This is a genomic window from Mitsuaria sp. RG (genome assembly GCF_028369275.1).
Taxonomy (GTDB): Bacteria; Pseudomonadota; Gammaproteobacteria; order Pseudomonadales; family Pseudomonadaceae; genus Aquipseudomonas; species Aquipseudomonas peradeniyensis.
On the sequence record NZ_JAQMYQ010000014.1, the window covers coordinates 12,856 to 25,437 of the forward strand.

Here is a 12,582-nt window from a genome sequence, read left to right on the forward strand (position 1 = left end):
AACGGTTGGCAGCAACCTTTCAGTGTTTCCACACCTGCGGATTCACCAGATCTCGCGGCCGCTCACCCAGCAACGCCGCCCGCAGGTTGTCCAGCGCACGGTTGGCCATGGCCTCGCGGGTCTCGGCGGTGGCCGAGCCGATGTGCGGCAGGGTCAGGGCGTTGGGCAGTTTGAACAGCGGCGAGTCGGCGAGCGGCTCTTTCTCGTAAACATCCAGCCCGGCGCCGCGGATCGTGCCGTTCTGCAGCGCCTCGACCAGCGCCGCTTCGTCCACCACCGGCCCCCGGGCGATATTGACCAGAAATGCGCTGGGCTTCATCAACTGCAGTTCGCGGGCGCCAATCAGCTTGTGGGTGGCGTCGGACAGCGGCACCACCAGGCAGACGAAATCGGCTTCGCCCAGCAGGGCGTCCAGGCTGCGGAACTGCGCGCCCAGTTCCTGTTCCAGCGCGGTCTTGCGGCTGTTGCCGGTGTACAGCACCTGCATGTTGAAACCGAAGCGGCCACGACGGGCGATGGCCGCGCCGATGTTGCCCATGCCGACGATGCCCAGCTTCTTGCCGTGCACATCGCAGCCGAACTGCGCCGGGCCGACGGTGGCCTGCCAGTGGCCGGCCTTGGTCCAGGCATCCAGCTCGGCGGTGCGCCGGGCACAGCCCATGATCAGGGCGAAGCCCAGGTCGGCGGTGCTTTCGGTGAGCACGTCGGGGGTGTTGGTCAGGGCGATGCCGCGTTCGTTGAAGTAGTCCAGGTCGTAGTTGTCGTAGCCGACCGAGACGCTGGACACCACCTCCAGCTTGCCCGCGCCTTCGAGCTGCGCCCTGCCGAGCTTGCGGCCGACGCCGATCAGACCGTGGGCCTCGGGCAGGGCTTCGTTGAACTGGGCGCTGATGTCGCCGAGTTTCGGGTTCGGCACGATCACGTTGAAGTCTTGTTGCAGGCGTTCGGCCATGGCTGGCGTGATGCGGCTGAAGGCCAGGACGGTCTTTTTCATCGTGCTGCTTCTCTGCAAGGCGTGGGGTGGACTCGGGCAGAAGAGCGGGGCCGCTGTGCGGCCCTTTCGCGGCGCAAGGCCGCTCCTACAAGTGCCGGGTACCCCTGTAGGAGCGGCCTTGTGCCGCGATGGAGGGCGCAGCCCTCCCATGGCCCTGTCTGCCAGACACTGGAATCGATGGTTAGCAACCTACCATTGTCCCCACCCCCAATGCAGCCGCTTTTTTCAGTTGGCGATCAGCAGCTCATGAGTCTTCAGGTCGGCCTCATGGGCGGCAAGAATCTCCGGCAGCGAATTGCGCAGGTACTCGACCCAGGTCTTGATCTTGGCATCCAGGTACTGGCGCGACGGGTAGATCGCGTACAGGTTCAGCTCCTGCAGGCGATACTCCGGCATGATCCGCACCAGGCTGCCGTCGCGCAGGCCGTCGATGGCCGAATAGATCGGCAGCACGCCCACGCCCATGCCGCTGCGGATCGCAGTCTTCATAGCGTCCGCGGAGTTGACCTGGAACGGCGAGGTGGTGATGTTGACCATCTCCTGGCCTTCCGGGCCGTCGAACAGCCACTTCTCCAGCGGGATCACCGGGCTGACCATGCGCAGGCAGGCATGCTTGAGCAGGTCGGCCGGCTTGTGCGCACTGCCGTGGCGGGCCACGTACTCGGGCGAGGCGCAGACGATGCTGTAGGTGATGCCCAGGCGTTGCGAGACGAAGCCCGAGTCCGGCAGCTCGCTGGCCAGCACGATGGACACGTCGTAGCCCTCGTCCAGCAGGTCGGGCACGCGGTTGGCCATGGTCAGGTCGAAGGTCACGTCCGGGTGCGACTCGCGGTAGCGGGCGATGGCATCGACCACGAAGTGCTGGCCGACACCGGTCATCGAATGCACCTTCAACTGCCCGGCGGGGCGGGCGTGGGCGTCGCTGGCCTCGGCCTCGGCTTCTTCCACGTAGGTAAGAATCTGTTCGCAGCGCATCAGGTAGCGCTTGCCGGCCTCGGTCAGCGCGATGCGCCGGGTGGTGCGGTTGAGCAGGCGGGTTTGCAGATGGGCTTCCAGGTTGGAGACCGCCCGCGACACGTTCGCGGTGGTCGTATCCAGTTGCGCCGCGGCAGCGGTGAAGCTGCCGAGCTGGGCCACGCAACTGAAAGCACGCATGTTTTGCAAGGTGTCCATGGGTCACTCTCGGTTTAGAGGACAAAATTGTGACATGAAGTAACGGAGTTTTGCCTCCGACTAAAGCCGGATTATCGCTGTTTTGGTAACAAAGATTCGCAGGATTATGCGCTTATCGCCAGTGCGGGCGGCCCCTAGAATTGCCCGGCCCCTCCACCTCTTCCTCGGGAAATCGCAGCTGTGCCGCGTCGCCACATCAGAGCGCTCCATGCGTTCAGTGCCTGTGCCCTTTGTCTCACCTTGAGCGGCTGTATCGGAACCTGGGGCATCGCCCCGCAAAGCAAGACCCTCCAAGCCAACCAACTGACCACCGACGCCGCGATCCGCGAGGCCGCGCGCGACGCCCACTGGCCGGCCCAGCAATGGTGGCGCGTCTATGGCGACCCGCAGCTCGACGCCTGGATCGCCCAGGCCCTGGCCGGCAGCCCGAGCATGGCCATGGCCGCCGCCCGGGTGCGGGAAGCCAAGGCCATGGCCGGCGTGGTCGAGTCGGCGGAAAAACTGCAGGCCAATGGCAACGCCGCGCTCAAGCGTCACAACTGGCCCGAGGATCAGTTCTACGGCCCGGGCGCGTTGTCCGGCGCCAACACTTGGGACAACAACGCCGCCATCGGCTTCAGCTACGCCCTGGACCTGTGGGGCCGCGAGCGCAATGCCAGCGAGCAGGCCGTGGACCAGGCGCACATGAGCGTCGCCGAGGCGCGCCAGGCCCAGCTGGAACTGGAGAACAACGTGGTGCGCGCCTATATCCAGCTCAGCCTGCATTACGCCCGGCGCGATATCGTCCAGGCGGAGCTTGCGCAGCAGGAGCAGATCGTCGCCCTGGCCAAGCGCCGCCTGGACGGCGGCATCGGCACCCATTTCGAGGTCAGCCAGGCCGAGGCGCCGCTGCCGGAAACCCACCGCCAGATCGACAGCCTCAACGAAGAAATCGCCCTGACTCGTAACCAGCTGGCCGCCCTGGCCGGCAAGGGGCCAGGGGAGGGCGCACAGCTGCAACGCCCGACCCTGACCCTCGGCGCGCCGCTGAAACTGCCGTCGAACCTGCCCGCCGAACTGGTCGGCCAGCGCCCGGACGTGGTTGCCAGCCGCTGGCAGGTGGCGGCCCAGGCCCGTGGCATCGACGTGGCCCACGCCGGTTTCTTCCCCAACGTCGACCTGGTCGGCGGCCTTGGCTTCATGGCCACCGGCGGCGGCCCGCTGGAGTTCCTCACCGGGCGCAAGTTCAACTACAACGTGGGGCCGGCCATCAGCCTGCCGATCTTCGATGGCGGCCGCCTGCGCTCGCAGCTGGGCGTGGCCTCGGCCGGCTATGACGTGGCCGTGGCACGCTACAACCAGACGGTGATCGGCGCGCTGAAAAACATTTCAGACCAGCTGATCCGCCGCGAGTCGATGAAGGAGCAGGCGCACTTCGCCGCCGAAAGCGTGGCCGCCGCGCAGAAGACCTACGACATCGCCACCGTCGCCTTCCAGCGTGGCCTGACCGATTACCTCAACGTGCTCAACGCCCAGACCCTGCTGTTCCGCCAGCAGCAGGTGCAGCAGCAGGTGCAGGCCGCGCGCCTGACCGCCCACGCCGAGCTGGTCACCGCCCTGGGCGGCGGCCTGGAGGCGGGCAAGGATGTCCCTGAGCAAGAGCGCCAGGCTGCACCGAAAACGCCGGCCACCCTGGCCATCTTCGACCAGCCGGACCACGCCGAATGAGCACATCGAGCTTGCCCCTGCGCTGGCTGCGGAGCCTGGAATGGCGCCGGGGGTTCTTCGCCTGGGCGCGCACCGACGGGGTCACCTGGGTCTACATCTTCAAGGTGCTGGCCGCCGCGTTCATCACCCTGTGGCTGGCCATGCGCCTGGAACTGCCGCAGCCGCGCACGGCGATGATCACCGTGTTCATCGTCATGCAGCCGCAGAGCGGCCATGTGTTCGCCAAGAGCTTCTACCGGGTGCTCGGCACCCTGGCCGGCTCGGCGATGATGGTCGCGTTGATGGCAATCTTTCCGCAGAACACCGAGCTGTTCCTGCCCAGCCTGGCGCTGTGGGTCGGCCTGTGCTCGGCGGGTGCCATGCGCTACCGCACCTTCCGCGCCTATGGTTTCGTGCTGGCCGGTTACACGGCGGCGATGATCGGCCTGCCGGTGCTGCAACACCCTGACCAGGCGTTCATGGCAGCAGTGTGGCGGGTGCTGGAGATCGCCCTGGGGATTCTCGTCTCGACCTTCGTCAGTGCCGCGATCCTGCCGCAGTCGGCCAGTGCCGCCATGCGCAACGGCCTGTACCAGCGTTTCGGCGTGTTCGCCGGGGTGGTGGTCGAGGCCCTGCGCGGCGACAGCCAGCGCGACCGCTTCGAGACCAGCAACGTGCGCTTTGTCGCCGAGGCGGTGGGCCTGGAGAGCCTGCGCAACGTCACCGCCTTCGAGGACCCGCACATGCGCCGGCGCTCCGGCCGCCTGGTGCGGATGAACAGTGAGTTCATGGCCATCACCACGCGCTTCAACGCCCTGCACCGGTTGCTCGAACGCCTGCGCGCCCGTGGCCCGTTGCAAATCGTCAGCGCCATCGAGCCCGGCCTGGACACCCTGGCCGAGCTGCTGCAGCCCTATGTCGGTCGGGCTCTGACTGACGCTGATGCCTTGCGCCTGGCACTGGAGCTGGGCACCTACAAGGAAGGCCTGCAGGCTCAGGTGCGTGGCCTGCGCGCCGAGTACCTGGAGACCAACCCCAGCGAGTCCGACCTGCTCGACTTCCATACCGCCTTCGAGCTGCTCTACCGCTTCGTCGACGAGATGTACAGCTACGCCGAGACCCACGCCTCGCTGGCCGTGCACAAGCACGAGCGCGAGCAGTGGGACGAGCCCTACGTGGCCCAGACCAGCTGGCTGGTATCACTGGCGGCCGGCGTGCGCGCCTCGGCGGTGCTGCTGTTGCTGGGCAGCTACTGGCTGCTCAGCGACTGGCCCAGCGGCGCCATGATGACCCTGATCGCCACGGTCACCGTGGGCCTGTCGGCGGCCTCGCCGAACCCCAAGCGCATGTCGTTCCAGATGGCCTGCGGGACGGCGATCGGCGCGTTCATCGGGTTCTTCGAGACGTTCTTCGTGTTCCCCTGGATCGACGGTTTCCCGCTGCTGTGCATGGTGCTGGCGCCGGTGTTCGTGCTCGGCGCGTTCCTCGCCTCGCGCCCGGCCTATGCCGGTTACGGCCTGGGCCTGCTGGTGTTCTTCGCCATCGGTTCGGTGCCGAACAACCTGACTGTTTATAACCCCTACACCTTCATCAACGACTACATCGGCATGGTCATCGGCATGTTCGTCTGCGCCGCGGCCGGGGCGATCATCCTGCCGCCCAACAGCCGCTGGCTGTGGAGCCGCCTGGAGCAGGAGCTGCGCGAGCAGGTGCTGTTCGCCATCGGTGGGCGCCTGCGCGGGTTGGGCTCGGCGTTCGAGAGCCGCACCCGCGACCTGCTGCACCAGGCCTATGGCCTGGCAGCCGGCAAGCCGCAGGTGCAGAGCGAGCTGATGGGCTGGATGTTCACCGTGCTGGAGATCGGCCACGCCATCATCGAGCTGCGCAAGGAGCAGGATCGCGCGCCGATCCACCCGGCCTACGCCGAGTCGCAGCCCTGGCGCCAGGCCATCCGCGTGATGGGCCGGGCCCTGGCGCGGCTGTTCCTGCAACCCAGCGCCAGCAACCACGAGCGCGCGCTGGTGGCGGTGGACCATGCGATCAGCCGCGTGCAGGCCACCGACGAACCCTTCGCCCGGCACTTCGACACCTCGGTGCTGCGCCGGGCGCAGAGCTACCTGCACTTCATACGTTCCTCCCTGCTCGACCCACAGTCGCCGCTGGCACCGGCGAAAGGAATGCACCATGCCCCGTGAGATCGCCTTCCATGGCGTGTACATGCCCACCATGACCTTGATGTTCCTGTTCGCCCTGGGCCTGGCCTGGGGGCTGGACCGGTTCATCGCAAGCGTTGATGGCTATCGCTTCTTCTGGCACCCGGCGCTGCTGCGCCTGTCGCTGTTCGTCTGCCTGTTCGGCGCCCTGGCGCTGTCGCTCTACTGGTGAGAATCCTGCAATGAAAAAGTTCTTCAGCCTGATCGCCACCCTGCTGGTGCTGGTCGCTGCCGTGGCGATCGGCCGTCAGCTGTGGCTGCACTACATGACCACGCCGTGGACCCGTGACGGCCGGGTGCGCGCCGACATCATCAACGTCGCCGCCGATGTGCCGGGCTATGTGGTGGACGTGCCGGTCAAGGACAACCAGCGAGTGAAGAAGGGCGATGTGCTGATCCGCATCGATGCCGAGCACTACCAGTTGGCGGTGGACCAGGCCAAGGCACTGGTGGCCTCGCGCAAGGCCACCTGGGAGATGCGCAAGGTGAATGCCAAGCGCCGTGCCGATCTGGACAACCTGGTGATCTCGAAAGAGAACCGCGACGACGCCAGCAACATCGCCGACTCGGCACTGGCCGACTACCAGCACGCCCAGGCCCAGCTGGCGGCCGCCGAGCTGAACCTCAAGCGCACGCAGATCGTCGCCACCGTCGATGGCTACGTGACCAACCTGAACATCCACAAGGGCGACTACGCCCGCACCGGCGAGGCGGTGATGGCGGTGGTGGATGAGCAGTCGTTCTGGGTGTACGGCTTTTTCGAGGAGACCAAGTTGCCCCATGTGAAGGTGGGCGATGTGGCCGAGCTGCAGATGATGAGCGGCGAGCGGATCAAGGGGCATGTGGAGAGCATCGCCCGGGGCATCTACGACCGCGACAACCCGCAGAGTCGTGAGCTGATCGCCGATGTGAACCCAACCTTCAACTGGGTGCGCCTGGCGCAGCGGGTGCCGGTGCGGATCCATATCGATGAAGTGCCGGAAGGATTCCTGCTGGCGGCTGGGACGACCTGTACGGTGGTGGTTAAACCGAGCGAGGAATGATCCGGTTCTTGCGCTGACGCCGTTGATGGATTGGTGGGCAGGTGTCAGCGCTTGAGGGTGGCGTTGAATCGAGCTGTTGCCGCGGTCGCTTCCTGCAACAGTTGGTCCCAGTCATCAGGAGGGTGTCCGCTGCCCAGCATGCGACGGAACACTCTGTAGGCATCGTCACTGCTTTCGTAAGCGTGTTTGCTGTCGTCATCGTTCACCCACGCCAACACGATGATCTTGCTGGAGGCGTGATAGCGATAAAACAAGCGGTATTGCTGGAAGAACTTTGCACGAAACCAGTGCTTGTGTTCCGCGCCCAGTGTGCCGCCCATTCGATGGTCAGCGTTGCCAGGCGCCTGGGCAATGACGTCGAAGGCCAAGCGTCTGACGGCCTTCAATCGTTTTGCCGCATTTTTCTTTACGTAGCCGACCGGATCCTTCTTCTGAAGCACTTCGACTTCATCGATGAGTGCCTCCAGTTTGTCGAGAAAGAGGGGGTGGGCGAACACGCTCCAGCCATGCACGCAAAGAGGTTTGCGCCTCGTTTCAGTCATTCATCATCCGCCGAGAGAGGTTGATCGAGATCGATTTCAACGTCGCCCACCAGTGCATCCAGGCGAGCGACGAGCTCTGCATCGACAACCTTCAATCGTTGCGGATTCGTGGCGATATCCCGGGCCAGGAAATCCAGGAACTGCCCCACGGCGGGGTCTTCCTCGGCTGTCTCTGCGCGGGTCAGTATTACCGCTCCGTCAGGGCGGATCGAGTAGTGAATCTTGTCACGTTTTTTCAGGCCCAAGGCACGGCGAACGGTTTCGGGGACCGTCGTCTGGTAGCGCTCGGTCAGGGTCGACTCGGCTTCGAAGGTAGTGGCCATGATCGTAGGTCCGCGAGGGGTAATATCGATCAAGGTAATGCGAGTGCATTACCTGGTGTGTCCTGCCTGATCAACGGCTTTCCTGGCTCAAGCGGCCCCAACCAGCACTGGGACTTGTACCCGGTCGATCACCTTGGCACTGATTGACGGATCCAGCAGCCTTCCGACCCGCGACAGGTGGCGGTGGCCAATGATGATCAGCTCGCATTCAAGCTCTCGGGCCTTGGTGATGATCGCCTCCACCGGCTGGCCGGCCACCATGCAGCCCAGGCTGTCGAACCCGGCTTCGCGCAGGGTGCCCACGGCGCTGTTCACGGCGTGCTCGGCCAATTGCTGTTCGTCGCAGGCGGCGGGGTATTCCTCCAGCTCTTCTTCGGTGTAGGCCGTACGGTGGTCGTGCACGGCAAAGGTAGCGTCGATGGCCAGCAGCACGTGCAGGGTGTGTTCGTCAGGGCGGCAGTAGCGACGGGCGAGGTCGAGCAGGGCGTGGCTGGCGGGGGAGGCGTCGATGGCAATCAGGACCGGGCGGGGCATGGGGGTTCCTTGCAGGGCGGTGACATTCTTAAACGCTGGATCTCCCTATCGCGGGGCAAGCCCGCTCCCACGAGTGTTTTACGAATGGCGTGGGAGCGGGCTTGCCCCGCGAGAGGGCCGGTACAGGTTGACGCATCGACCGGCCGGGATAAATGGCCCTCCATGCACGGTGCCATTGCGCCTGACGCAATCCACCAACCTGATACCATCGCGTTTCCCACAGCTGTCACGGAAAACGGCCATGCAACTCCCGGACATGAACCTGCTCGTCGCCCTCGACGCCCTGCTCGACGAAGGCAGCGTGGTCGGCGCTGCCCAGCGCATGAACCTGAGCCCGGCGGCCATGAGCCGCACGCTGGGGCGCATCCGCGAGGCCATGGGCGACCCGATCCTGGTGCGCGCTGGCCGTGGCTTGGTACCGACGCCCCGGGCACTGGCCCTGCGCGACCAGGTACGGGCGCTGGTGGAGCAGGCCGGCCTGGTGTTTCGCAGTGGCGACGAGGTCGACCTGGCGAACCTCGACCGGGCCTTCAACATCCGTACCAACGACCTGTTCATCGCCCTGTACGGTGCGCGCCTGCTGCACATGATGCTCGAACAGGCACCGAACACCGTGCTGCGCTTCGTCCCCGAGCACCAGGGCGACGATGACCTGGTGCTGCGCCACGGGCAGATCGACCTGGTGGTCAGTTCGAGCATCGACATGGGACCGGAGATCAAGGTGCAGAGCCTGTTCGACACCTGGTTCGTCGGGCTGGCGCGGGCCGACCACCCGATCTTCGACGCCGAGATCACCCCACAGCGCTTTGCCCGCTACCCGCAGATCAGTGTGTCGCGGCGCGGGCGGGCCAATGGGCCGATCGACGTGGAGCTGGGCGCCCATGGCGTGCAGCGCAGGGTGGCGCTGATCACGCCGAGCTTTCATTCGGCGATGTTCTCGTTGCCGGAGTCGGACCTGATCCTGCCGATGCCGGCGAACATCCTCGGCAGCGTGACCAAGTTCGGCCTGCCGCTGCGCTCGTTCGAGATCCCGGTGCCGCTGGAGCGGGTGCGGGTGATGCAGGCCTGGCATCCGCGGTTCGACAACGACCCGGCGCATCGCTGGCTGCGCCAGACCATGCGCGCCTGCTGCGCGGGCGAGCCCACGCCAGCTAACCTGTAGGAGCGGCCTTGTGCCGCGAAAGGGGCGCAACGCGGCCCCCGGATGTCGGCGTTAACGCAAAAATCGCCGGGGCTGCTTTGCAGCCCTTTCGCGGCACAAGGCCGCTCCTACAGGTGATGCGCATTTTTCATGGATTGCGTCTGACGCAACATAAACCTGCCAACAAGTCAGTTTTCGTCAGCATTCGACCTTCATAGACTTGCTCCAGCCCTGAATTTGTTGCTGGAGATGTCTATCCATGAGTTCCCTGACCGCGCCTACTGCCGCGCTGGTCGCCCCTGCGCAGACGGCGTTCGGCCTGCGGGTGGTGGTCGGCCTGTTCGGCGTGTTGCTAGCGGTGCTGTGCGCCGGGCTCAACGAGGCGGTGACCAAGATTTCGCTAAGCGACATCCGTGGTGCCATGGGCATCGGCGCTGACGAAGGCGCCTGGCTGCTGGCGGTGTATGCCGCCGCCTCGGTCTCGGCCATGGCCTTCGCGCCCTGGCTGGCCACCACCTTCTCGTTGCGCCGCTTCACCATGAGCGCCGTCGGCCTGTTCGCCGTGCTTGGCCTGATCCAACCCTTCGCCCCCAACCTGCACAGCCTGATGCTGCTGCGCGTGCTGCAAGGCTTCGCCTCGGGCGCCTTGCCGCCGATGCTGATGAGCGTGGCGCTGCGTTTCCTGCCGCCGGGCATCAAGGTCTACGGCCTGGCCTGCTATGCCCTGACCGCCACCTTCGGACCGAACCTGGGCACGCCGTTGGCGGGCCTGTGGACTGAATACGTCGGCTGGCAATGGGCGTTCTGGCAGATCATCCTGCCGTCGCTGCTGGCGATCGCCTGCGTCGGCTGGGGCCTGCCCCAGGACCCGCTGCGCCTCGAGCGCTTCAGGCAACTGGACTGGCGTGGCGTGTTGCTCGGCCTGCCGGCGATCAGCTGCATCGTCCTCGGCCTGTCGCTGGGCGATCGCTGGGGCTGGTTCGATTCGCCGCTGATCTGCTGGCTGCTCGGCGGCGGCGTGTTGCTGCTGGTGCTGTTCATGTTCAACGAATGGTCCGAGCCGCTGCCGTTCTTCCAGTTGCGCATGCTCACGCGGCGCAACCTGAGCTTCGCCCTGGTGACCCTGGCCGGGGTGCTGATCGTGCTTTCGGGGGTGGGCAGCATTCCGTCCGCCTACCTGGCGCAGATCCAGGGCTATCGCCCGGCGCAGACCAGCCCGTTGATGATGCTGGTGGCCATGCCGCAGCTGATCGCCCTGCCGTTGACCGCAGCGCTGTGCAACATCCGCGCGGTGGACTGCCGCTGGGTGCTGGCGACGGGCCTGGCCATGCTGGCGGTCTCGTGCGTGGGCAGCAGCCTGCTGACCTCGCAGTGGATCCGCGGCGATTTCTATCCGTTCTACCTGCTGCAGGTGTTCGGCCAACCCATGGCGGTGCTGCCGCTGCTGATGCTTTCCACCAATGGCATGACCCCGCAGGAAGGCCCGTTCGCCTCCGCCTGGTTCAACACGGTCAAGGGCCTGTCGGCGGTGATCGCCGGCGGTCTGCTCGACGCCCTGGGCACCCTGCGCCGGCATTTTCATTCCAACCACCTGGTCGACAGCCTGGGCAACGCGCCATTGATCGACGACAACACCGTTGGCCTGGCCAAGCGCATCCATGAACAGGCCCTGGTGCTGACCTCGGCCGACCTTTACCTGGTGATGGCGGGCATCGCTGTCGCCCTGATCTGCCTGATCCCCTTCGTGCCTACCCGGATCTTCCCGCCGCGTGCGGTGGCCTGAATCCGTGGATGAATCCGAGACCTTGAAATGACCAACAACCGCAAGACAATCCTTATCGGCTCGGTGCTCGCCGTGGCCGTGCTGGCCGCCATCGTCGGCCCCTGGATGTTCGGCAGCGACCACCGCCAGAGCACCAACGACGCCTACGTGACCGCCGACTACACCGTGGTCGCGCCGAAGGTGGCGGGCTTCATCAAGGAAGTGCTGGTGGAGGACAACCAGCAGGTGAAGGCCGGGCAGTTACTGGCGACCATCGACCCACGGGACTACCAGGCCGCCCTCGACGCGGCCCAGGCCCAGTTGCTGGTGGCCAGGGCGCAGAGCCTGGATGCCCGCGCCACCCTCGAGCGCCAGGCGGCGCTGATCGCCCAGGCCGAGGCCGCGGTGAAGGCGGCCCAGGCCGAGGCCGCGTTCGCCGATCACGAAGTGACCCGCTACAGCCGCCTGGCCGAGCAGGGCGCCGGCACCGTGCAGAACGCCCAGCAGGCGCGTAGCGGCGTTGACCAGGCCCGTGCCCGGCTGGCCAACACCCAGGCGGCGCTGGTGGCGACGCGCAAGCAGGTGGATATCCTCGACGCCCAGGTGGCCAGTGCCGATGGCCAGCTGAAACGGGCCGAGGCCGGCCTGGAGAAAGCCCGGCTGGATCTTTCCTACACCCGCATTGCCGCGCCGGTGGACGGCATGGTCGGTGAGCGCGCCCTGCGCGTCGGCGCCTACGTCAATCCGGGCGCACGACTGTTGTCGGTGGTGCCGCTGGAGCGTGCCTACATCGTCGGCAATTTCCAGGAGACCCAGCTGACCCACGTTCAGCCGGGCCAGCCGGTGAGCATCAGCGTCGATACCTTCTCCGGCGAGAAACTCCACGGCCGCGTCGAGAGCATCGCCCCGGCCACGGGGGTGACCTTCGCGGCGGTGAAGCCGGACAACGCCACCGGCAACTTCACCAAGGTGGTGCAGCGTATTCCGGTGAAGATCGTTTTCGATGACGGCCAACCGTTGCTGGAGCGCCTGCGGGTGGGCATGTCGGTGGAGGCGGTCATCGACACCCAGGGCGACAAGCTGGCCGGTAAAGAGGTGACGGCGCGATGAGCAATGTGGTTGAAAAAATTGAGAGTGCCGGGGCTGCTGTGCAGCCCTTTCGCGGCACAAG

Annotated in this window: 12 protein-coding genes; 7 read left to right on the top strand and 5 right to left on the bottom strand. The window is 65.9% G+C overall.

Going from position 1 to position 12,582, the window contains the following annotated elements; genetic code table 11:
* Positions 1-19: 19 nt before the first annotated feature.
* Positions 20-994 (bottom strand): 2-hydroxyacid dehydrogenase, encoded by a 975-nt coding sequence (locus POF53_RS10320; RefSeq protein ID WP_254464513.1) that lies wholly within the window; start codon positions 992-994, stop codon positions 20-22.
* 225 nt (positions 995-1,219) lie between these two features.
* Positions 1,220-2,167: a LysR family transcriptional regulator gene (locus POF53_RS10325; RefSeq protein ID WP_028689548.1), complete on the bottom strand. Its 948-nt coding sequence runs from the start codon at positions 2,165-2,167 to the stop codon at positions 1,220-1,222.
* A 180-nt stretch (positions 2,168-2,347) separates the two neighbouring features.
* Here POF53_RS10325 and POF53_RS10330 point away from each other — a divergent pair, with 180 nt between their 5' ends.
* From POF53_RS10330 to POF53_RS10345, 4 genes are read left to right on the top strand one after another with little or no spacing between them, the layout of a single operon-like run.
* On the top strand, positions 2,348-3,874 hold the full coding sequence (locus POF53_RS10330) for an efflux transporter outer membrane subunit (protein WP_254464514.1): 1,527 nt from the start codon (positions 2,348-2,350) through the stop codon (positions 3,872-3,874).
* A complete protein-coding gene (locus tag POF53_RS10335) occupies positions 3,871-6,048 on the top strand; it encodes an FUSC family protein (protein WP_254464515.1) in 2,178 nt (725 codons plus the stop codon). The genes POF53_RS10330 and POF53_RS10335 overlap by 4 nt, the downstream gene beginning before the upstream one ends.
* Complete coding sequence (locus tag POF53_RS10340; RefSeq protein WP_028689551.1) at positions 6,038-6,238, top strand: DUF1656 domain-containing protein; 201 nt, start codon at positions 6,038-6,040, stop codon at positions 6,236-6,238. Before POF53_RS10335 ends, POF53_RS10340 begins: the two co-directional genes overlap by 11 nt.
* Before the next feature lie 10 nt (positions 6,239-6,248).
* On the top strand, positions 6,249-7,109 hold the full coding sequence (locus tag POF53_RS10345) for an efflux RND transporter periplasmic adaptor subunit (protein WP_254464516.1): 861 nt from the start codon (positions 6,249-6,251) through the stop codon (positions 7,107-7,109).
* 44 nt (positions 7,110-7,153) lie between these two features.
* On the opposite strand, the gene POF53_RS10350 is transcribed toward POF53_RS10345, so the two are convergent.
* From POF53_RS10350 to POF53_RS10360, 3 genes are all read right to left on the bottom strand, one after another.
* Entirely contained in the window at positions 7,154-7,651 is a 498-nt protein-coding gene (locus POF53_RS10350) for a type II toxin-antitoxin system YhaV family toxin (protein ID WP_203650632.1), read from the bottom strand.
* Complete coding sequence (locus POF53_RS10355; protein WP_050704328.1) at positions 7,648-7,974, bottom strand: type II toxin-antitoxin system PrlF family antitoxin; 327 nt, start codon at positions 7,972-7,974, stop codon at positions 7,648-7,650. The genes POF53_RS10350 and POF53_RS10355 overlap by 4 nt, the downstream gene beginning before the upstream one ends.
* 87 nt (positions 7,975-8,061) lie before the next feature.
* On the bottom strand, positions 8,062-8,508 hold the full coding sequence (locus POF53_RS10360; protein WP_498967581.1) for a universal stress protein: 447 nt from the start codon (positions 8,506-8,508) through the stop codon (positions 8,062-8,064).
* 241 nt (positions 8,509-8,749) lie between these two features.
* Between POF53_RS10360 and POF53_RS10365 the strand changes: the two genes are divergently transcribed.
* The 3 genes from POF53_RS10365 to POF53_RS10375 all read left to right on the top strand — a co-directional run bounded on the left by POF53_RS10365 (position 8,750) and on the right by POF53_RS10375 (position 12,521).
* Complete coding sequence (locus POF53_RS10365; protein ID WP_498967583.1) at positions 8,750-9,670, top strand: LysR family transcriptional regulator; 921 nt, start codon at positions 8,750-8,752, stop codon at positions 9,668-9,670.
* 238 nt (positions 9,671-9,908) lie between these two features.
* Entirely contained in the window at positions 9,909-11,432 is a 1,524-nt protein-coding gene (locus POF53_RS10370) for an MFS transporter (RefSeq protein ID WP_203650638.1), read from the top strand.
* 27 nt (positions 11,433-11,459) lie between these two features.
* Positions 11,460-12,521 carry an HlyD family secretion protein gene (locus tag POF53_RS10375; RefSeq protein WP_475859603.1) on the top strand — a complete coding sequence of 354 codons (1,062 nt, stop codon included), beginning with the start codon at positions 11,460-11,462 and terminating at the stop codon, positions 12,519-12,521.
* The last annotated feature ends 61 nt before the right edge of the window (positions 12,522-12,582 follow it).

What these genes read in the sequence shown, in the direction of transcription:
- POF53_RS10335 (WP_254464515.1), top strand. Translation starts at nt 3,871, where the DNA reads ATGAGCACATCGAGCTTGCCCCTGCGCTGGCTGCGGAGCCTGGAATGG.
- POF53_RS10340 (WP_028689551.1), top strand. Translation starts at nt 6,038, where the DNA reads ATGCCCCGTGAGATCGCCTTCCATGGCGTGTACATGCCCACCATGACC.
- POF53_RS10375 (WP_475859603.1), top strand. Translation starts at nt 11,460, where the DNA reads ATGACCAACAACCGCAAGACAATCCTTATCGGCTCGGTGCTCGCCGTG.
- POF53_RS10350 (WP_203650632.1), bottom strand. Translation starts at nt 7,651, where the DNA reads ATGACTGAAACGAGGCGCAAACCTCTTTGCGTGCATGGCTGGAGCGTG.
- POF53_RS10320 (WP_254464513.1), bottom strand. Translation starts at nt 994, where the DNA reads ATGAAAAAGACCGTCCTGGCCTTCAGCCGCATCACGCCAGCCATGGCC.
- POF53_RS10365 (WP_498967583.1), top strand. Translation starts at nt 8,750, where the DNA reads ATGCAACTCCCGGACATGAACCTGCTCGTCGCCCTCGACGCCCTGCTC.
- POF53_RS10370 (WP_203650638.1), top strand. Translation starts at nt 9,909, where the DNA reads ATGAGTTCCCTGACCGCGCCTACTGCCGCGCTGGTCGCCCCTGCGCAG.
- POF53_RS10355 (WP_050704328.1), bottom strand. Translation starts at nt 7,974, where the DNA reads ATGGCCACTACCTTCGAAGCCGAGTCGACCCTGACCGAGCGCTACCAG.
- POF53_RS10345 (WP_254464516.1), top strand. Translation starts at nt 6,249, where the DNA reads ATGAAAAAGTTCTTCAGCCTGATCGCCACCCTGCTGGTGCTGGTCGCT.
- POF53_RS10360 (WP_498967581.1), bottom strand. Translation starts at nt 8,508, where the DNA reads ATGCCCCGCCCGGTCCTGATTGCCATCGACGCCTCCCCCGCCAGCCAC.
- POF53_RS10325 (WP_028689548.1), bottom strand. Translation starts at nt 2,167, where the DNA reads ATGGACACCTTGCAAAACATGCGTGCTTTCAGTTGCGTGGCCCAGCTC.